Below are 20,315 nucleotides of genomic sequence, written 5' to 3'. Positions count from 1 at the left end.
GCTTTTTGTTGAGCTTTAAAGGGATAATCCCTACACTCGAGTGCCCTCAATTCTGTTCGTTGCCATGAGAGTGTCGTCCATGATAGTCAAAGCCATTCCCACAAATATCATCACAGGTTTTTTAGGCGTAGGTAAAACTAGCCTTATTAAACAGCTGCTTAAGGCAAAACCTGAAGGCGAAACCTGGGCAGTCTTAGTGAATGAGTTTGGTGAAGTCGGGATTGATGCTGGGTTGATGGATGCCAGCGACAGCGGCGTGCAAATTCGTGAGGTGGCGGGTGGCTGTATGTGCTGCGCCGCAGGTGTACCGACTCAAGTCGCCATTAATCAGCTTATCGCCCGTGCTAAGCCCGATAGATTGTTAATTGAGCCGACGGGGCTTGGGCATCCCAACGAAATTATCAAAGTGCTTAGCGCGCCCCATTATCAAAATGTCATCAGTTTGCAGAGTACTTTATGCCTTATCGATGCCCGCAAATTACGGGATGAACGCTACCGTGGGCATGACAATTTTATCCAGCAGTTGCACGTCGCCGATATGATAGTCACCACGAAAACCGATTTATACCCCGAGTTTGAAGCGGCAGAGGGCGGGCACTTGGCGGACGACTTAAGCCAATATTTGAATGAGTTACAGCTGAGTGATACCCGTGTGATTGAACACTGTGCGACAAAGGGATTATCCGAAGCCTTGCTCGACGGCCTTAGACAGCCACGGCGTAAAAAAGCCTCGAATGGCAAATCCGCCGCTTTTCGTCCCGTGGCAACATCCGCAAGTCTTTTGCGAAAAACTCGCGACAGTTTAGGGTTGCAGGGCGTTTTTGCCGAGGATGCGAGCGAGCAAACCTTTCAATTCGATGCGCGCGGCCTAGTGCGTAAACACAATCAGGGTGAAGGCTGCTTTAGCTGCGGCTGGGTTGTTGAGCCAATGCAAGAGTTTGATTTTGATAAACTCATGCAGTTTATCTCGGCGCAGACTCAAAGCCATTCTGCACTTTTACGGCTAAAAGCTGTGATGATCACCAGCGATGGTATTGCCGGGATCAATTGGAGTGATGGCGATATGGCGGTGACTGAGCTGGACGATAGCCTAGATTCACGCTTAGAAATGATCGCGACCCAAGCGCTCAATTGGGATGAGATTGAGCAAGGTTTGTTGGGCTGTTTAGCGCGCTAGGCTAAGTGCGCCATTTTATCTGCAGTAGGGCGTTATGCTACTCGGTCAGCATAGTATCTGGGATAGACACGCCCCTCGCCTTAGCGAGGTTTGCTAATTCACCACTTTGCACCATGTCCTGCAGAAACAGATCAAAACTCTCCAGAAGCGGTTGAAATTGGGCGTATTTGGGAAAAGCCATAAAGCCATCTTGAGTATCAATCGCGGGCGAAAGTGGCATGATGTTCTGTGGAAGCTTGATTTGCGCCAGTAACGACTCAGTGTTGCGGACATTGCTGGCGAGCAGATCGAGATCGCCACGGGATAAGCGCTCTATACCACTCTTAAGATCGGCAAATTCATTGATGGTGAGCGACTTAGTGCGCTCATTAAACAGATAGCCGTAACTCCAACCCTGCATTTTACCAATTCTTAGGCCACGGATACTGGCGTAATTGCCATCCCAAGACGTGGGATGATGGGTTCTGGCGTAAAAGACAATGTCGTCACGGTAAAAGGCGAGGGACGAAAAGGCTAAGACTTTCTGACGAGCTTCTGAAATATAGGGGCCAATTAGGATATCCGCTTGCCCTCGTTCGACCATAGATTGGGCGCGGCGCCAGGGCGCAAGTTGATAGTGAATCGTCACTTTTTGGCGTTCGGCAAAGCGATTCAGAATATCTACAGCTAGACCGTTGTATTCGCCCTTGGCGTTTTGTTCAAAAATCTGGCTAAACGAGGTACCGACGGCAAGCAGCTCCTCCGCCTGTGCGGGTGGGCACAGGCTCGAGAGAATAAAAAGGCTGCAAGCGATAAGCACTCTTTTACATGCCATTGACGGTTCCTTTATGACGACTATAGGAATTTAGTTCAATTTTGAGGTAGTTATTAGGTAAATGTTCTTTTTCCTCAATATTGGCAAATTGTACACCGATTTTTATGCTTACTCGCAGTTTGCAAAGTGACTATACGGGATAAGAGTGTTTCTTTAAATGGAAGATAAGCGGATAAATTGATTGGTGTTTTACTTATTTTGCTTATCAGGCTAAACCTGTTTCAATTTGTATCACATTGAGTTGGCTATAGATGAAAGACGCGGATATTCAGGCAGATTCAAGCAATCTGAGGTATGCTGCGCCGTCATGCGTTTTTTCGATAAGAAGTGAGTCGATGAAGTTACAGCAAGTAGATAAAACGATTTACCGCAGCAATATGAACCTGTTTATGGTGGCCTTGGTATTAGGCTTGATTGTGTTATCCCTAAGCTTTGGGGCGGGATTAATTGCGCTTTTTGGCGTAGAGGCTGTGCCCGGTGAGCCGACGGGGAATTTCCATTGGAATCTACTCGGGGTGATTCTGGCGGTGTTGCTTTGTAGCGCCATAGTGTATCAGCTTAAGACTCAGCCCTTTTTTAAAGAAATCTATTACGTTTGGCAGTTAAAGCAGCTGCAAAATCGCATTTACCGTAAGTTGAATAAGATCCGAGCAGCGGCGGCGACTAATGATGTAAATACGTTGATTACATTGCTGTTTTACTTCACCAGTTTACGCCAAGTCTATCTGCTCGATGATAACACCTTGACCTTATCCAGCGTCGATAAAGAATTGAATCAATTGAAAGAGCAGTGCAACAACTTGGGATTAACTCTGTCGGCCGAGCAATTCGAAGTCGAGCTTTTAGCGGGCTTTTAGTGACATTTGTGCCAAGCATTGTCACATCAAATAAAAAAGTGAGTGCCTACACACTCACTTTTTTAGAACTTACTTTTTATATAAGTCTATTGGGGCGAGAACTTACGCCTCATATTGCGCCCCTAAAGACCTCAATCCATTAGTGTGCTGCTTGCTGCGCCCGTTGTAGCGACAGTAACCACTTACCATAGATATAAATCCCCACAGCCGAAATGGTGCCGATCGCGGCGATAATATACCAAGCCATGCCGATATTGTGGCTGTGGTAGAGCAGCTGAGTCAGGTCATGGGCGTTTTCACCAGTAAAGCTGACTAAGGTGGTAAAGGCTTCGCCTTGCGGGATGGCATTCACATCCGTTGAACTCATGCCGCGCTCGAGTAATAACTCGCGTGAGAACAACTCTTTAGAGGCAAAAATCTCATAGAGTTTAGGACCAAAATAACCTTCTAAGCCCCAACCAATCCCTTGCGGCAGCATCACAAAACCAAGGTACATGGCTTTTTTACCTTCGGGGGCAATGTTACCCATAAATTCGTTTTTCTTCGGGCTTATCATCATCTCGCCGATAGAGAACATGGCAATCGCGAACACAATAAACCAAGCGGCATGGAAGGCGCCGATAAATACAAAGGCCAAGATACTGAGTAAACAGCCAATCAGCATCGCGGTGGTGATACGGTATTTGGCGGTCAGCGCGGCAATTAAAAAGCAGCTGGTCATAATCAGTCCGGCGTTAAGGTTCAGCATGCCTTCAGGCATCACCTTAGTGCCTTCGTTATTTAACCCGAGCCAGAACTGTAAAATGCCGTTGCTGGTGCCTTCGCTACCAAACAGACTGGTGACAATCACGCTGGTATCGACCCACTCGGAGATGTGGATCGGCAGTACGTCGAACAGGGCGTTAAAGAGGAACCAAAAGCCTGAAAAAACTAGCATATAATAAATCACGATAGGCTTTTTAAGCTCATGCCAAGCGTCGCGCCAGAGCGCTTCTTGCTTAATTTCGCCGGATTTAATTTGCTGATTGCGTGCAACGCGCTCGGCCTTGCCCGGCTCGGTATAAGTCAATAGGAACAAGAAGTTTAACGAGATAATCGCTGCGCAGGCATAAAACACATTATCCCAAGAAAGCTGGCGCATATGCACGGCAACCAATGGCCCTAAGAAGCCACCGATATTCACGACTTGATAAAATATCCCCCAGGCCATGGAGGTATTATTGCGATTGGTGGAGAGCACTAAGGTGCCTTGAATACCGGGTTTAAATATCCCAGTGCCGATGGCGAGTAACAGTGCCCCCGATAAGAAGCCCCAAAAGGTGGGGAAAAACGCCATGGTCAGGTAGCCCATGATTTTAATCACGGTTGAGCCGAAAATGGTTTCCTTGTAACCGACCCTATCGGAAATCCCGCCGGTAAACACGGGCACAAAGGTCTGCATAATGGCCCAGAGCGAGATAATGATGCCATAGTCGCTGAGGCTGATCCCCAGACCGCCCGCCGACTCGGGGGCTTTGGCGTATAAGCCCGCACTGGCTTTGACACCGTAATAGGCGATACGCTCGACCAGCTCCATACCGCCCACTAACCAAAAAATATAACTTAGGCTAGTGATCGAGGCCCACATGCCTAACTGCTTGACTTCGCGCAGATCATTCTCTGCATTTGGACTGCTATGACTCATGTCCTTCCCTTTATTATTGTTATTGAATTTAATTCCACTAATTCATTATTAATTAAATGGTTAACGCAATTGCTTGGGCAAATAACGCCGTAAGAATTAACCGATTTTGGGCAATTTAAGCCTACACTTTACCTAATTAAGGGTTAAATACCAAAAAAGTAGTGAAAAATGATGACTTTCACCACATCTGTTATTAAGTGATGCTTGCTTGTTGCAATCACGGAATAAATATGTGCTAGCAGTAAGGTATTGTGATGATTAGTTTTTGTTACAAGTTTCTCCCGTTAAACGCGATTGGTATTAAGGTAAAATTTAGGTACAATCCACTGCCGCATTTTTGTTCATCCATTATTTCTCTGTGTAATACCGCCAGAACAAGCTGAGTGCGCGCCCGCCTTTATTTTTGTGAGATTAGGTTATGACTGCTATTTCCGCTGCCGCAACGGACCAACGCCTGCTGCAAGAGCCGATTTCAAAGCTTTTTTGGCGCTACACCATTCCAACGATCGCCTCCATGCTGGTGACTGGGGTGTATGTCACCATTGATGGTATCTTCGTTGGTCATTATCTCGGTGAAACTGGATTGGCGGGCATGATGTTGGCCTATCCCGTGGGCGCGATTCTCTATGCCGTTGGCGCCATGATAGGCATGGGTAGCGCGGCGTTAGTTTCGATTAACTTAGGGCAAGGTAATGTCGCCAAGGCGCGTAAGTTGCTCGGCAACGCCTTTAGCTTGTGTTTACTGGCAGGGGCATTTTTTGCCTTAGTGGGCGGGATCTTTTCTCGGGATATTTTAATTGCCCTCGGCGCCGAGGGGGAGATACTCGAAAACGCTAACGAATACCTGTTCTGGTATTTTGCCTTATGTCATTTCCCTATTATTTCAATGGCATTTACCACCTTGCTGCGTAACGATGGTCGTCCGTCTATGGTCACCTTTGTGCTGATTTTAGGTGGTGTGCTGAACACCTTTTTAGATTGGCTGTTTATTGTGGTGTTTCCCTTTGGTTTGGCCGGGGCGGCGATTGCCACCATGTTGTCCCAGGCCGTGACTGGTTTACTCTGCCTGCAGCATTTCTTTGGGGCGCGCACACAGCTCAAAATTAATCTTGAGCAGATGAAGCTAAGGCTCGACAACTGCCTCAATATTGCCCGTGTCGGCCTGCCAAGCTTTTTGATGAACCTGTATTTGTCGATTGTATTGACCCTGCATAACACCGCATTTTTATGGGTCGGTGGCCCTCTGCATGTGGCGGCATACGGGGTTGTGAGTTACACCGAAGCGTTTTTCTATCTGATTTTTGAAGGCATTGCCCTCGGTACTCAACCGATTTACAGCTTTAATGCGGGGGCAGGGCGCTTCGACAGAGTTAAGCAGGCACGCAATATCGCCTTTGGCATGACACTACTCACCGCCGCACTTGGCTTAGTGTTGATTTATTCCCGCCCCGAATTGTTGGTGTACCTGTTTGCCGGTGACAACCCAAGCTTAACGCCGGTCGCGATTGAAGGAATGCGTTGGTATTTCTGGGGCTTACCTATGGAAGGCTTGATTCTTGTGGGCGCCAGTTTCTTCCAAGCGATAAATTGTTCTAAGCAGGCATCGATACTCACTGGGGCGAAACTGCTGCTTATCGCCGCCATTATCTATTGTTTTGCTTGGGCCTTTGGCGTGATTGGCGTGTGGGTGTCACTCGCGACCTGTAGCACTATGCTGGTGATTTGGATGTTTATCGCAATGGGGCGGCTCCAAGTGAACGCTAAAGTCTAATGTTGTTTACGCATTATCTTTACCTTTGAAACCGACTTAGTACTGGCGTGTCGGCATGCGCTCTGTTACATTTCGCTGGTTTAATCCCAGCTTAAATTTAGCGCAGTTTTTAGCGTGTTTTTTATCACTAAAATACGGCTGCCGACTGACGGTAAAAGCGTGCGGATAGGATAGAATTCTGGGCCTTTTCAGGCTCGTCGTTTGTTATTTATGTTTTATGAGGCTCTTATGCGCACCGCTGCAGTCATCTCTATGCTGTTGTTTGGCGTGTTAACCAGTGTTAATGCCAGTGCCAAGGATAATGAGCTAGTGTTTGCTAGCGATTTTGAGGGTAACCGCTTATCCCAACCTTGGTCTTGGATCATGGGCTGCCAATTTGAGGGCGCAGAGCCCCACAGTGGTGAGAGCGCATTGTTATGTGCCGAAGGCAATAGCAGTATTGTTAGTAAATTCCCTGTCTCCGAAGCGGGCTTGTTGGAGTTTTGGGTCAAGACCCAAAATATCCAAACCCAATATCGGATTAATGTTCTCACATCGCCGGTATTAAAGCTGGATGCCCAGTGGCAGCATGTGGCGCTGATTGATATCACCCCAGCAACTACCGAATATTTGGCCCACAGGGTGTCGATTGACGATCCGAGCCGCCAATATATTCGCCTCGATATCGAAGCCATTAATGGCCCCATCAGTTTGGATGACTTAACCCTAGATAAAATTCGCCTCGATATCGCGCTGCAAAAGAACGAGCAAAAAATCATTGGCGGCATTTTAGATAAGCTTAAAGAAGACAAAAACTACGAGGTTCAGGCTGAATCCTTTAGAACCCTAGGTAAAAACTACGCCGCCCAGCTCGAAAGCCAAAGACAGTACCTCGAATATTCCAATGCGATTTACTCGAGTATCACCTTTGTGTTAGCGACCTCTGAGCGTAACAAAATGTCTAACCCATTGGGTTATAACACCTTTAGGTCGGTATTAACCGATGCTAAGCGGGTGGCATCGCCGATCCAACAGGCGCGTTTAGGCTCTATGGTTAAGCCCTTTGGTGACTTAGCCACCGCCACTTTAAATGTGGTGAGTGCGGGCGCTTATTCTGCATTTGCCGAACCCTTTAAATCCTTCCTCGCGGCCACCTTTGACCGCTCAAACTATGACAACAGCGACTTAAGCCGCAGTGATAAAAAGTTTGCCGAGGAAAATGGCCTTAAGATTTATCAGCAGGCCGAGCGTTTTATGGCTGAAATCGAGAAAGAGCTGCAACAGGTTACGGCGCTCGATAACGATTTAGTCAATATGCAGAAGAACTTAGATACGTTCCGTAAGGATTTAGATAAGCATCTGCGTAGCTACCTGCAACACGCTAGCATTGCCCGCACACCCGAAAATTACAGCAAGGTGATGAGTAAAGATGAGCAAACGCGGGCGCAGATTATGGCCGACGTAAATGCCAATATCAGCGCCAAGGCCGACGCATTATTAGCCGCAAATAGCAATGCTGAATTAGTACAGTACATGATTAAAACCACTGAAAAGATGGATGAGTTTCAGGAGTTTAAAGAGCGTTTCAATCAAATCACTTCGGCGATGTTAACCTTCTACGATCGCTTCGAGCGCTCGATTGCCGCCGAACAAAACCCCTTCACTGACCCAAGCGATAGGGCAGTATGGGAACAACATGCCCAAAGTGCACGCAACTATATTCGCCAATCGAAAGAAGCCTTTACAAAAGCCTTTATGTAGCGGCTTGTTGTAGAAACATCGATTGAGCTTTTTCATAAAAATGGCAGAGAAAAAATTTTCTCTGCCATTTTTATATGTGTAATTTACTGAAGTGATCGTTTAATCGGCCATATTAATCTGACTGTGTTTTATGCACACCGAAAGTGTATTATCTACTTGATTTAAAATGAGTGGCTGAATTTACTAGTCGTTAGGTGTGTAGGATGAATTGCCACTGTTTCCCCAGTGACACACCATAAACTCATCCCTGAGGGCTCAACGGCGGCATTCATGCCGCCAACGGTCACAGTTGCAACAATGGCAATCTTTACGATCATTAAACTGTTCATTGGCTAAAAGCTTTTTGCCCCATTCCTTGTTTCGGCTCTTTAGCTCAACCGAAAATTCCCACACATGCAGCCATAAATATTCTTATCTATTTGCCTATGTTTGGCCTTACCAGAAATCGACTAACAATGTATGGGTATACAGTCGTATTTAAATTTAGGTATTTCTGTATGATTTTTAGACAAAATTAGTGCACACTAATTCCATCCGAAATAAATAAAACTCTATAAAATCAGGTGAATATAGTAACTGAATTTTAGTTAATAGGTTTGGAAAACGCGCATGCGCGTTTTTCCAGATGGTGAATTCGGCTGAAAGCTGATAAGTTCTTTGCATACAGGTAGTTAACCGTGCGCGTTTTCACTGATCAAACGAGGTAAACGCGCATGCGCACTAATCAAATGTTAACCTTCAAGGAGAGTTCGTGCATGCCAAATATTGAAGAGCTGATTGAGGTGCTTGAGGCTGAAATAAATAATGGCGGCTTTGATCAATTCTTTTTTAACTCGGCAGGTGATTACACCGAGGAAACGATCCAGGCTTTGGTGAAAATAGGAGCCAACCATACTGCTGACATCGTCAGGAGAGCGGCATCTAAATTCCCAAACGATATGCCACCAAAAGACCGTGGTGCCCGCCAAGAATTATTGGAGGATATTTCCCCTGATTCGGATGCCTTCGAAGAATTTGATGAAGAATTTTTAGCATACGAAGATGATTTAACTTCTTTGGTATCGAGCCATGAAGGTTAACAAGTCAATAAACTTCGCGCCTACGGCGCCGGACGCAGCAAAGCTGCGCCGGTTATTGAGGCGTTATGAATTATGGATGAACTGTGGAGTATTATTTAAAAAAGTATGGGGATTGGGCGTTTCTTGTATATATCTTAGTTGGAGTCGCTCCAACATTTATGTACGACACAATCCTAAATGAATCATACGATTGGGCATTTAAGTTCTTATCTCTTCCTATCGGCGCGCTTTGTTTTTATGTGTACCTTTTTAAAGTTCCAAAATATCGAAGGAAAGCAGGAAAAGTAAAAGGTTTTCTGTGGACTTCAATGATTGCAGCAATGCTTATTTTTATAAGTGGTGGCTATGTTATGGGACTAAACGCAATGGTTGGGGAACAGCAACAAGTTCAACTAACGGGTGAAATTGTCGAGCTAGACACATATGAAAGTACTAAGGGTGGTATGAGTTACTATGTTTATATTCAAACTACTCATACCAACGAGCCAACTAAACTTGATGTTTCAAAGAGGCATTTTGAATCACTAAAAGTTGGTGACTACTTTTCAGAGAGTTGGTCAAAAGGCTCATTTGGTCTGCTTTATAAGCGGAGATAATGCATAACAAAGCAATTATGAATGGGACGTCTAAAGCTTGGCTGGCGCTCATTCTTCGCTAATTTTAGCCAAGCTTAATACGCCCCATATTGCAGCGTCTATGCAAATACAGGAGGAACAATTGACTATTGCAGATACTGCACGTGATTATTTTCACATCAATAGAGCTGCTCCTTGGTCTCCATTTGAAATGTGGAGAGAAGGACAGGAAATAGATATTGGTGGAGAGAGTAATCCGTATTTCAAGTTTTTTGAGACTCAACGAAAAGAGTATTCAGTAAACACCGAATCAGGTTCTATCATGGTACCAGCTGCAAAGTTTGTTGGGAGTGTCGCTAGAGGTGAGATCAATTCTCCTCATGTGGCTGATATTGCTAGTGAGGTTATTAGGCATTTTGTTGCTTATGTTAGAGAGTTGATTTGGGAAGATATAAGAAAGCAAGAGTTTCCTCATTTGCCATCAAGGCAGCGGTGCATCTGGTTAATCCCAGAACGGGAAGGTGTCAGGTTCTGGCTTGAGCGTTTAGGGCTCGAGGGACAAAGTTTTCAAATAGCGCGGATTAGATTGCAAGGTCGTCTGCACACTGGTAGTGATGAGCACCTTTTAGGTGATAGCGAGCCAATGGAGATGACACTAAAACGTGCAAGACAATATTGGTTAGGAATCCATAATGATTCAGCGACTCAGGAAATCCTTTTTGAAGGACGCCTTCGAGTTATGGAGTTTCTGAGCCCTGAAGAATTTGCATAACAAATAAGGATAGGCCGCGCGTAGCCGCGACCCATTCTCAAAAGGCATGGCAAGTGTTGAACAAGTCCGATGTTGGTTATTGACACTTTATTATGCAAATAGCTGATTGAGAATTTGAAGGTGCTAAGGTCGTATTTTGAAAGAGACTTTTGTGCAGATATGACCTGCCCTTAGAGAACAATTGGTAGAAGAGGATACTGGGCGAATCATTCGCAATGATAAACGTGGCGCCATCAGTGAAACTAGCACTAAGTTACTGACAAGATTAAATATCCCCATGAAAACTGGCTCAAGCCCACTACTGAGTTTGGCAAGTTAAAGGGCCTGAGGAAAGTTAACTCAGACCCTATAAGTACTCGGTTAAAGCGCTGGCCAAATAGAGTTGACCATTGAATGAGTCCATTTAGGAGGAAGAGGGTTACACTGGCTTACAACACACTCCATATCTTAAGCTCGCTCTGCGATGGAGTTCATAGACTTCACAACCTAACAATGGCTCAGTTCTATTCAGCACTGCGCCAAAACGCTCAAAGTAGTCCTCATTAACTTGCTTTGCACTGACCAGTGGTACTTCCATACTGACATCTACACGACCTTTACGTATCAACGCTGGGTCAAGATGATCAAGATGATTTGTGGTCATTATGACTAGGCAGTCATCAAGAGGAATGATCCCGTCTAACGCGTTTAGTACGCCACCTAAAGTGAGTGGTGGGTTGTCTACATTGCTTTCAGCTGCACGTGATACCGTTGCCTTTACACAATCACAGTCCTCTATTAACAACATAGCTCCGGGCGCTACCTTTCTAATCGCCTTATGAATAGTGGCATCATTGACAGTCGATAGATTTAATATGTACAGATCGCGATGATACTCAACCGCTAAGGCCCTCGCGATACCCGTCTTACCCGTGCCCGTTTTTCCATGTAGCAGAATGGTTAGCTTACTGACAACCGATTTTCCCCGACTTGCGAAGTTATCAACTTCCCTCATCAACTCCTGCTTAAACCCTTCATCTAGCACTAAGTCACTAAACCCCGATGATTTTAATGTGCCATAGCGACACCATTCGGTTTCTTCGAAAATATTCACTTTCGGCTCAGTAGAGATGTCTCCACGAGTGTCTTCTAAAAAACTATGTAGTTTATCTTTTGCCCACCATGGTGCTCTTACAGTAATAGAATCGTATGCCATCGTACTATCGACCTTAGTGCGGGTTGCCAACATAAAACAACTATCGTACTTAAACAGGTGCATACCGTAGCCGATAGATTTAACACTGACACGCCCGTCGTAATTCACACCATAGTCAAAGTACACAGCCTCAGAGATAGAGCGTGAAAAAAACGGTATGGTAGTATTACTGATCAAAAAGGACAGCTTATTGAATATCTCTGTGCGTGCCTGATGGCTATCGTCTATAGTGAGCCGCACAAATAGCAGGCTACTGAGCCAACTTAACAGTTTCGCGGGAACATCTTTTAGTATGTAGCCTATGAGTCCAATTAACGTAAATGTTAATACTCCAACAATGACAGCCGTCAACAAAGGATCACTATTGGTGAGTGCCTTTATTTGTAGTAATACCTCGTTCATTTACTCACCTTTACTATAAATGCCTAATAGATATAGTCGAGAATACGACCAGCCGCGTAGAGGTTACTCGCAAGGCATCCTCAGTATTGCGCTATCGCACTTGGTTAAAGTGACTTGATAAATATCCCTTACTTATCACTAGCTATTGCTTTGGCTGCGGTGCTTATCAAAGAGCAGGACGGCGCGGCTTTGCATCCACTGATTGACTTGCACAACATCAGTGTTTAACAGCCCGTTCGCCATCTTATAGGCAGGACGCCTGAATGTCGTACAATGCAGGGATACGTGATAACGACCATGGCTCTCGTTCATAAGCTTAGAAATCCTAGATTGCTCTATTCACCTAGTCGGCGAGCGAATGCCATGGCAAGCCTGTACCTGTAGGCTATTAACCCTTATAAATCAAATATCTCAAATATCGTTATGCTAAATTTTAATAAGAAAGCCGCCAATGAAGGTCGGCTTTCTTGTTTCGATTGTCCCGTAACCTTTGCGTTTTCTTGGTTACATTAAATCTTGAGGCATTACAGCAAATACACGTTCAAGCTACAGGCACCGTGGGCACCGACGACTAAGGCTTGCTCGATATCGGCGGTTTTTGAGGGGCCTGCGATAAATACACCAAACTCACCCGCATCTAAGGTGATGTCCTTGGCGGCTTGATGCATGTTCGGCACAATCTTAGTGCTAGGTAGCGCTAAGATCAGGTTTTCACAGATAAAAGGCGTTACTCTGTGGCCGAGGTTTTTGTTGTTGACCCAAATGGCGCCATTTTCGGCAACGCCAACATCACCAGGAATGACCGCATAATCGATATCCCTGAGCTCGTGAGCCGTTGGTGGCACATCACGGTTTGCTGTGACGCCCTCAACGAGTGAGATGACTTGTAAGCCTTTGGCGAGAAGCTCATCCACTTTGGCTTGCAGTGCCGTAAGACCGCCTTCGCGGTGAAGTGTACCCGCCACGGTTTTAAGATTGGTTTCAAACTGACCAACCAGATCTTCTACCCGCGGGGCGACATCGATGCTTGGCATAGGATGGTTTGTTAAAGCCGACAGTTTGAGCGCATTGAGAATTTCGTGCTTACTAGACATCTTATAGGCTCCTGTGTTTCTTAAACCAAGCTTCGAAGCTGGAGTTGGGGGCGACGGGCAGTTCACGGTATTTACCCCAAGCGCCGCTAAATGGCTTGAGCAGACTGCTCGGCAGAATACGCAGTGCGGTACGAGCCGCGCCCATTGAGCAATTGAGCATGGTCGGGCTTGCCATAAATTTACCCACTAATGGCATATAACTGTTTTTGCCGTAAGGGAGTTTTCCGGCTTCGGCCTTTAGGCGTCTGTGGTGGAAAATAATCTTATCGAGCGGTACTTTAGTCGGGCAAACATAGGTACAGCTACCACACAATGTACAAGCCCAAGCGATGGAGTTAGTGTCATCGCTCTTGGCACCCACGGCAATCCCAATCGGGCCGGGGATAGTGTAGTTGTAGCTGTAACCACCGGAGCGGCGATACACAGGACAAGTATTTAAACAGCCACCGCAGCGAATACATTTTAAAGATTCGGCAAGGATTTTATCCTTGAGCATCTCAGTGCGGCCGTTATCGACTATGATGACGTGCATCTCACCATCGACCTGTGGGCCACGGTAGAAGGCGCTATAGGTGGTGACGGGTTGACCAGTTGCATTACGGGCGAGGGTGCGCAGTAACACGGCGGCGCTGTCGATATCGGGGACAATTTTGTCGATACCCATGGAATGCAACTGCAACTTGGGTAGGTTTGCCCCCATGTCGGCGTTACCTTCGTTAGTACAAACAACCACGGCGCCCTTATCGGCAATCGCCATGTTTACCCCTGTCATGGCGGCATCGGCGCTGAGGAATTGCTCACGCAGGTGGGCACGGGCGGCGCGGGTCAAATAGAGTGGATCGGACTCGCCTGCTTTAGTGCCTAATTTGTCATGGAACAGATCGCCCACTTCTTCTTTCTTCATGTGGATAGCGGGCACCACAATGTGCGAAGGCGGCATTTTCGCCAGCTGAATAATCCGCTCGCCCAAGTCGGTGTCGATAACTTCAATCCCGTGTTGCTCTAAGTAAGGATTGAGGTGACATTCCTCGGTCAGCATGGATTTTGACTTAACTAACTTCTTCACCTGATGACTGGCTAAGATGCCGTGTACGATACGGTTGTGCTCGGCGCCATCTTTTGCCCAGTGGACTTTGATACCGTTTGCTAGGCAATTTTGCTCAAAGGTTTCAAGATATTGCGCAAGGTTAGTTAAGGTATGCAGTTTGATTTCGGAGCCTAGCTGACGCAGTTGTTCCCACTCGGGTAAGCTGCCTGCGGCGCGGTCACGTTTTTCCCGCAGCACCCAAAGGGCCTTAGAGTGCCAGTCAACACGGGTTTCATCACGGCAGAAAATATCGGCCTTGTGGGCGTGAACCTGTGAACCCGTTGCCTCGTGATTATGTTGATATGCCATAGTGGGTCTCCTAGAGCGCGGCGTTAAGCACTTGCGCTATGTGGCGAATTTCAATTGGCAATTGTTGTCTGCGGATCATGCCATCGAGGTGTAATAGGCATGAAGGGTCGAAGCCAACCACATATTGCGCGCCTGTTGCCGCGTGGGCTTGGGCCTTGTCTTTACCCATCTTGGCCGATACGGCGCCTTCATCGACGGCAAAAGTACCACCAAAGCCACAGCATTCATCGCGACGGTCTGGATACACAATGTCGATTCCGGCGATATTGGCGAGTACGGCTTCTACTTTGTTGAATCGTGGGCCCATTTGCTCACTTGGTGTGGCAAGGCTCAACATACGAATACCGTGGCAGCTCAGTTGCAGGCTGATCTTATGGGCAAAAGGCTTGTTGAACGCTGGGATTGGAGCGACATCGTGGAGGAACTCGGTCAGCTCATAGAGTTTGTCGATAACGGCTTGGGCTTCTGGGCTGCTGTCAAACTCGTGGAAGTTTTCTTTGGCGGCCACTAAACAAGACGCGGCAGGGCAAACAATGGCATCACATTCCACACCCTTGAAAGCATTGAGTAATTTCAAGGTAGTACTGCGTGCTGCATCGAAGCAACCCGAGTTGGTCATAGGTTGGCCACAGCATGTTTGGCCTGCGGGTAGAATCACTTGGTGTCCGAGTTTTTCCAGTAATTCTAGGGTGGCAATCGCCACGTCTGGCATCATTTGGTTAACGAGACACGGGATGAAAAGAGCGATTTTCATTGTGTTTTTCTCTTTCTTGTTAGTGAACGACATTGCCTTGCACTGTGACCCCAAAGTCCACACAAATGCTAAGGTAGTTGATCAAATATAGGCTTATCTTAAGTAAATAAGTAGCGCTAATTTAGTAAATGACCTTGTTGATTTTTGCAAAAGTGAGAATATTTTAATGTGTTGATTTTAATATATTAAATATGGTTTCTGTTTTGTGATTCACCTCTCCGCTCAATAGTGTTTAACGATAAATGAGAATAGTTTTCTTCTGATAAAAAAACGGGGCCATTTCTAGCCCCGTTGAGTACTCTTTAGCGGCTGCACTCTTCGAGCAGATACGCTAAGTGGCGGTAGGAAATGCCACTGTGCTGCGTTAAGCCGACCTCACACATACGGTTGGCGTAATAGCCTTCCTTAATCTCGACAGGAATGAGCTTTTTAATATTACGCAGGGCGCTGGCGTTGATTTCTGGCTTATACAGGCCTTTTTCACCGGCGTAACCACAGCAGTCAATGCCCGCAGGTTTGAGCACTTGGCTCGAACAAGCATCGGCAATGGCTTGCATCTTAGGCTCTAACTTCATCTTACGAGCGCTACAACCTAAGTGCAGAGCCACATTGACCTTTTTGTTGATACTCAGTTTATCCAGCAGCTTGTCGTGCATAAACTCAACCAAGTCGGTGATTTGCACCTGAGGGTTACCCGTGAGGGTACGGTAGGTACAAGACAGGGCATCGACTAATACTGGGATTTTGCCGCCATTACTCATCTTGCTGACTACATCGATAAGCTCTTGGCGTTTGGCGTCGGCATTTTTAAAGTCGCCCTTAGATTCCCACATTTGGCCGCAGCATAAATCGCGGGTCTTCTCTGGGGTAATAACGTTATAGCCAGCACGCTCGAGCAGAGTCACAACCACCTCTGGCAAGGTGCGATTATCGGGATCCTTAGGTGTGGGACCAAAGGTGCGGCCACCGCAGGCTGGGAAGTAAACCACGGTTTCTTGGCCCGCTTTAGCTGGGGATGGTTTAGGCAGTTTGCCACCTTTGGGGAAGTCTGGATTCCAATAGGGCACTTCTTTGGAGAGTAAACGGCCAGTTTTCATCAGCGCATTGGTGATACCATCGCCGGTGATTTTATGGATGACTCCCAATACGTCAAAGCCTGTGCTGATCACTTGGTTGACGGCGCCAAAGTGTTTGGCTTGGAAATCCAACACTTTTTGCTCAGTGGTGCTGATATAGGGCGTGCGCAGCTTACGGACTAACTGACCCATGCTGTTATCGACTGGGCAGGCGATAGTACAGAGCTGGCAAGCCGCGCAGGTATCAATCACATCATATTTGGCATCGGCACGCATTTTATCGGCGGCGGCTTTATCGCCAGATTGCTCTAAGCGCTCGATTTCACGCAGGGTGGCGATCCGCTGACGTGGCGAGAAGTTCAGCGCCGAAGTAGGACAGGTTTTTTCGCAGAAACCACACTCGATACATTTATCGACAAAATCATCGACCACAGGGCACGGCTTGATGTTTTTCACGTGCACTGTGCTGTCGTCGTTTAAGATAACGCCGGGGTTGAGCAGGCCTTCTGGGTCGAAGATATGCTTGATGCGTTTCATGAGGGTGTAAGCATCGGCGCCCCATTCCATTTCAACGAAAGGTGCAACCGCACGGCCAGTGCCGTGCTCGGCCTTCATCGAACCATCGTATTTATGGATCACCATCTCGGCCACATCCTGCATAAAGCCTTGGAAGCGCTCAATGTCGGCTTGGGAGGCGAAGGTCGGGGTGATAATAAAGTGGAAGTTACCCGCCAGCGCATGGCCGTAAATCACGCCTTCGGGATAGCCGTGCTTATGGAATAGCTCGGTTAAATCGGCGGCGGCCGCGGCTAAATGTTCGACGTTAAAGGCCACGTCTTCGATGATGACTGAGCTGCCTTTTGGTCGCTCGCCACCAATAATCGGGAACAGGCCAGAGCGCATTGCCCAGTATTTACTGTACACATTGGCGTCGCTACTGAAGCTAATCGGACGCTCGGTTTTGATGTGCGCGAGCTTGGCAATCACATCTTGGGTATAGCTTTCTAAGGTTTGGGCATCGTTAGCGCGGGACTCAATCAATAGAATGGCCGCGCCTTCTGGCAGTTCATTGAGCCAATCTGGCATGCCTTTTTTACCAGTGACGGCCTTGATGGATGCCCAGTCGAGTAATTCGGCGGCGGCAACGCTATCGCCAATAATCGGTGGAATGGCACTCGCCGCATCCACCATATTGAAAAATACCGCCATGGCCGAGGCTTTAAATTTGGCTTCATCGACCGTGTGGTAAGTGACTTCTTCGACAAAGGCTAAGGTGCCTTCGGCGCCGACAATCAAGTGGTTAATTAGATCGAACGGGTCTTCAAAATCCACTAGAGCATTGATGCTATAACCCGTAGTGTTTTTGATGGAGTATTTTTTACGAATACGCTGCGCGAGCACGTCATTGCTGCGGGTTAATTTAGCCAGTGAGGCCAGTGAGTCGAGCAACTCGCCGTGGCTTTGGGTGAAGGCGGCCTTAGACTTATCGCAACCCGTGTTGAGTTCTGTACCATCGGCAAACAGCAGTTTAGCCGAGGCGATGGTCTGGTAACTGTTTTGCGCCGTACCACAGCACATACCCGAGGCGTTGTTAGACACAATACCGCCGACCATGGCCGAGGCAAGGGTCGCCGGATCGGGGCCGATTTTCTTATTGAGAGGCTTGAGTGCCGCGTTGGCATCGGCACCAATCACCGCCGCGCCTAAGGTGATCTTATTGCTGTCGGAACTGATTTCAATGGTTCTAAAACCGTCGTGGCCCAAGATCAATAAAATCCCTTCGCCAATGGCTTGTCCCGATAAACTGGTACCCGCCGCACGGAAGGTTACTGGCACTTTATGGGCACGGGCGATGGCTAAGGTCTGTTTGGCCTGTTCGAGGTTATCCGCGTGGACCACAATTTCAGGCACGATACGGAAATAACTGGCGTCGGTTGACCACGCAAAGCGGCGTACAGGGTCATTTGAGACGGCTGACTCACCGAGTTGTTGAATAAGCTCTTTATAAACAGCGTCATAATTAATAGACATAAGTTACTCTCTCAACGCTAAAAATGACTAAGGCCGCCAAGCGGCCTTAGGTTTAGATTGGCTTAGAAGCCACCCCAAAGAGTTGCGATGGTGCCTGCAAGTAGCGCATAACCAATCGCCACAGGCATAGTTTTACGAATAATTTCTGATTCTCTGCCCGCCATACCTACAACGGTCGCGGCGGCTACGACGTTCATCACACACATCATGTTACCGGCGTTCGCACCGATACCTTGGAGTGCTAACACCAGTGTATGGTTCATGCCAATGTTGTCGGCCACACTGTATTGTAGGCTGGAGAACATCATGTTGGAGAAGGTGGCCGAGCCTGAAAGGAAGGCGCCGAAGATCCCCACAATCGGTGCCATCCATGCCCAAACCGCTCCCATAGATTGGCCTAACATATCGGCTAAGGCGACTGGCATAGACGCAAGACCTGCACCATTAACGCCTGAGTTTAAGAAGATTTTCACCATAGGCACGGATGCGCCTAATGAGATGATAGTCGGTAACATCGACTTGCATGACACGCCGATAGATTGCTTAATCGCTGGGCTTTTCATCTTGAACAGGAAGAAACCTAAGATACACACGGCCACGAAGAAGGCGCCTGGTGCGTACAGGGTCGCAAAGCTGGCTTTTAGCTCAGTGCCCATTAGGCCTGTCCAGCTGATGTTGAAACTGGATAACCAGGCTTTGAGTGGCGCAACCGTACGTGATAACACTAATAGCGCTGCCATGATGATATAAGGTGTCCAAGCGGCGATTTGGGAGAACTTAGCGGTAGTCTCAATTTTCGCGCCTTCTTGGCTATCATTTTCAGCAAAGTCATTCCAAGGCGTTTTTGGCAGTAAGTATCCTTTACGAGCAACGGGGATAACTAAGGCCATACCCACCAATGAACCGATAACAGATGGGAATTCAGGACCTGCAAGGTAGTTGATAATCCAAGCGGGAACGGTAAAGGCAAGACCCGCGAAAATCGCAAACTTCCAAATCGCTAAACCTTCTTTAAATGACTTATTACGGCCAAAGAATCCTGTCAGTATGGTCACCATGACTAGCGGGATTAAGGTACCTGTGATTAAGTCGATAGTGATCATATGCATTACGATAAAGCGAGCATAGCCAACGTAGCTTCCGCCATGGGCTGCAAACTGCTCAGCCGCCAAGCTTACACCACCTTGGGTTAAACCTTGCTCCATACCAAATAGCACGGGTAAACCAATCGCACCGAAGGATACGCAGGCCGAGTCGGCAATCAGCGCCACAACGGCGGCGGCAACGGGCGGAACCCCCAGCAATACCAGCAGCGGCGCACCAATCGCGGCTGGCGTTCCAAAGCCCGCACTACCTTCAATAAAGGCACCGAATAACCAACAGATAATAATCACTTGCACACGGGCATCGGCACTGATGTTAGTGAAACCCGCTCGAATGGTATCCATGGCCCCTGAGTATTTCAGGGTGTTGAGCAGGAATACCGCGCCGAAGATGATGGTTAAGGGGGTGATGGCTGATAGCAGTCCTTCGAGAACCGATGCGGCTAACAGCGTGGTATCCATTTGCCAAATAAACACGGCGGCAAGCGCTGTGATTACCATGGATATGGGCATAGCTTTGGACGCAGGCATTCTGAGTAATACGAGAAAGATCATTACACTGATTACTGGCGTCAAGCTGGCGAGGAGTTGAAGTATTGTCATGCTTGCCTCTACATAAAGTGGTCTGTCTTATTATTTATATTTGGATCTTGCTAGTGTTTTCCTGTTTAACCATCGGCGGATAAATCAGCAGTTTCAACTGCCAATGCCAAGAGTCACAACATTCTGTGGTGTGTACTAGACGCTATTCGGGGCTTAACTAATATGATCTAGATCATTTTGACTGCTGTATAA

15 protein-coding genes and 1 pseudogene are annotated in these 20,315 nt (G+C 47.3%); 8 read left to right on the top strand and 8 right to left on the bottom strand.

All coding sequences use genetic code 11. The annotated features are described in order from the left end of the window. Positions 1-79: 79 nt before the first annotated feature. On the top strand, positions 80-1,177 hold the full coding sequence (locus N7386_RS15250) for a GTP-binding protein (RefSeq protein ID WP_279769496.1): 1,098 nt from the start codon (positions 80-82) through the stop codon (positions 1,175-1,177). 37 nt (positions 1,178-1,214) lie between these two features. Here N7386_RS15250 and N7386_RS15245 read toward each other — a convergent pair whose 3' ends face one another. Beyond that, on the bottom strand, positions 1,215-1,991 hold the full coding sequence (locus N7386_RS15245) for a transporter substrate-binding domain-containing protein (RefSeq protein ID WP_279769495.1): 777 nt from the start codon (positions 1,989-1,991) through the stop codon (positions 1,215-1,217). 335 nt (positions 1,992-2,326) lie between these two features. On the opposite strand from N7386_RS15245, the gene N7386_RS15240 reads away from it, so the two are divergent. Next, entirely contained in the window at positions 2,327-2,848 is a 522-nt protein-coding gene (locus tag N7386_RS15240) for a DUF3087 domain-containing protein (RefSeq protein WP_279769494.1), read from the top strand. Between the two features lie 139 nt (positions 2,849-2,987). Here the strand turns inward: N7386_RS15240 and N7386_RS15235 are convergent, their stop codons facing one another. Next, positions 2,988-4,532, bottom strand: a complete 1,545-nt coding sequence (locus N7386_RS15235; protein ID WP_279769493.1) for an MFS transporter — start codon at positions 4,530-4,532, stop codon at positions 2,988-2,990. A 418-nt stretch (positions 4,533-4,950) separates the two neighbouring features. Here N7386_RS15235 and N7386_RS15230 point away from each other — a divergent pair, with 418 nt between their 5' ends. The 6 genes and pseudogenes from N7386_RS15230 to N7386_RS15205 form a co-directional block, all read left to right on the top strand. Next, positions 4,951-6,303: an MATE family efflux transporter gene (locus N7386_RS15230; protein WP_279769492.1), complete on the top strand. Its 1,353-nt coding sequence runs from the start codon at positions 4,951-4,953 to the stop codon at positions 6,301-6,303. A gap of 228 nt (positions 6,304-6,531) precedes the next feature. Continuing rightward, positions 6,532-8,043, top strand: coding sequence for a hypothetical protein (locus N7386_RS15225; protein ID WP_011717784.1), 1,512 nt, complete (start codon positions 6,532-6,534; stop codon positions 8,041-8,043). A 755-nt stretch (positions 8,044-8,798) separates the two neighbouring features. Beyond that, positions 8,799-9,122 carry a DUF4375 domain-containing protein gene (locus N7386_RS15220; protein WP_279769491.1) on the top strand — a complete coding sequence of 108 codons (324 nt, stop codon included), beginning with the start codon at positions 8,799-8,801 and terminating at the stop codon, positions 9,120-9,122. An 83-nt stretch (positions 9,123-9,205) separates the two neighbouring features. Beyond that, complete coding sequence (locus N7386_RS15215; RefSeq protein ID WP_037425858.1) at positions 9,206-9,718, top strand: hypothetical protein; 513 nt, start codon at positions 9,206-9,208, stop codon at positions 9,716-9,718. Between the two features lie 121 nt (positions 9,719-9,839). Beyond that, a complete protein-coding gene (locus tag N7386_RS15210; protein WP_279769490.1) occupies positions 9,840-10,469 on the top strand; it encodes a DUF2441 domain-containing protein in 630 nt (209 codons plus the stop codon). 190 nt (positions 10,470-10,659) lie between these two features. Then, positions 10,660-10,787: pseudogene (locus N7386_RS15205) on the top strand (transposase); the annotation flags it as partial. A gap of 100 nt (positions 10,788-10,887) precedes the next feature. Here the strand turns inward: N7386_RS15205 and N7386_RS15200 are convergent. From N7386_RS15200 to N7386_RS15175, 6 genes are all read right to left on the bottom strand, one after another. After that, positions 10,888-12,066 carry an AAA family ATPase gene (locus N7386_RS15200; protein ID WP_279769489.1) on the bottom strand — a complete coding sequence of 393 codons (1,179 nt, stop codon included), beginning with the start codon at positions 12,064-12,066 and terminating at the stop codon, positions 10,888-10,890. Between the two features lie 524 nt (positions 12,067-12,590). After that, positions 12,591-13,160, bottom strand: coding sequence for an LUD domain-containing protein (locus N7386_RS15195; protein WP_279769488.1), 570 nt, complete (start codon positions 13,158-13,160; stop codon positions 12,591-12,593). 1 nt (position 13,161) lies between these two features. After that, a complete protein-coding gene (locus N7386_RS15190; RefSeq protein ID WP_279769487.1) occupies positions 13,162-14,556 on the bottom strand; it encodes a lactate utilization protein B in 1,395 nt (464 codons plus the stop codon). Positions 14,557-14,566: 10 nt separating this feature from the next. Next, entirely contained in the window at positions 14,567-15,310 is a 744-nt protein-coding gene (locus N7386_RS15185; RefSeq protein ID WP_011623487.1) for a (Fe-S)-binding protein, read from the bottom strand. Between the two features lie 302 nt (positions 15,311-15,612). Then, positions 15,613-18,417 carry an FAD-binding and (Fe-S)-binding domain-containing protein gene (locus N7386_RS15180; protein WP_089067340.1) on the bottom strand — a complete coding sequence of 935 codons (2,805 nt, stop codon included), beginning with the start codon at positions 18,415-18,417 and terminating at the stop codon, positions 15,613-15,615. A 62-nt stretch (positions 18,418-18,479) separates the two neighbouring features. Then, positions 18,480-20,123, bottom strand: a complete 1,644-nt coding sequence (locus tag N7386_RS15175) for an L-lactate permease (protein ID WP_089067341.1) — start codon at positions 20,121-20,123, stop codon at positions 18,480-18,482. Positions 20,124-20,315: the final 192 nt, after the last annotated feature.

Source organism: Shewanella sp. GD04112 (assembly GCF_029835735.1).
In the GTDB taxonomy this organism is placed as follows: Bacteria; Pseudomonadota; Gammaproteobacteria; order Enterobacterales; family Shewanellaceae; genus Shewanella.
The sequence above is the reverse complement of the archived record's forward strand: the minus strand, read 5'-3'. Positions and strand labels throughout refer to the sequence as shown.

Bases quoted from the DNA above. Each gene is read 5' to 3' on its own strand.
- N7386_RS15250 (WP_279769496.1), top strand. From the start codon at position 80: ATGATAGTCAAAGCCATTCCCACAAATATCATCACAGGTTTTTTAGGC.
- N7386_RS15245 (WP_279769495.1), bottom strand. From the start codon at position 1,991: ATGGCATGTAAAAGAGTGCTTATCGCTTGCAGCCTTTTTATTCTCTCG.
- N7386_RS15240 (WP_279769494.1), top strand. From the start codon at position 2,327: ATGAAGTTACAGCAAGTAGATAAAACGATTTACCGCAGCAATATGAAC.
- N7386_RS15235 (WP_279769493.1), bottom strand. From the start codon at position 4,532: ATGAGTCATAGCAGTCCAAATGCAGAGAATGATCTGCGCGAAGTCAAG.
- N7386_RS15230 (WP_279769492.1), top strand. From the start codon at position 4,951: ATGACTGCTATTTCCGCTGCCGCAACGGACCAACGCCTGCTGCAAGAG.
- N7386_RS15225 (WP_011717784.1), top strand. From the start codon at position 6,532: ATGCGCACCGCTGCAGTCATCTCTATGCTGTTGTTTGGCGTGTTAACC.
- N7386_RS15220 (WP_279769491.1), top strand. From the start codon at position 8,799: ATGCCAAATATTGAAGAGCTGATTGAGGTGCTTGAGGCTGAAATAAAT.
- N7386_RS15200 (WP_279769489.1), bottom strand. From the start codon at position 12,066: ATGAACGAGGTATTACTACAAATAAAGGCACTCACCAATAGTGATCCT.
- N7386_RS15195 (WP_279769488.1), bottom strand. From the start codon at position 13,160: ATGTCTAGTAAGCACGAAATTCTCAATGCGCTCAAACTGTCGGCTTTA.
- N7386_RS15190 (WP_279769487.1), bottom strand. From the start codon at position 14,556: ATGGCATATCAACATAATCACGAGGCAACGGGTTCACAGGTTCACGCC.
- N7386_RS15185 (WP_011623487.1), bottom strand. From the start codon at position 15,310: ATGAAAATCGCTCTTTTCATCCCGTGTCTCGTTAACCAAATGATGCCA.
- N7386_RS15180 (WP_089067340.1), bottom strand. From the start codon at position 18,417: ATGTCTATTAATTATGACGCTGTTTATAAAGAGCTTATTCAACAACTC.
- N7386_RS15175 (WP_089067341.1), bottom strand. From the start codon at position 20,123: ATGACAATACTTCAACTCCTCGCCAGCTTGACGCCAGTAATCAGTGTA.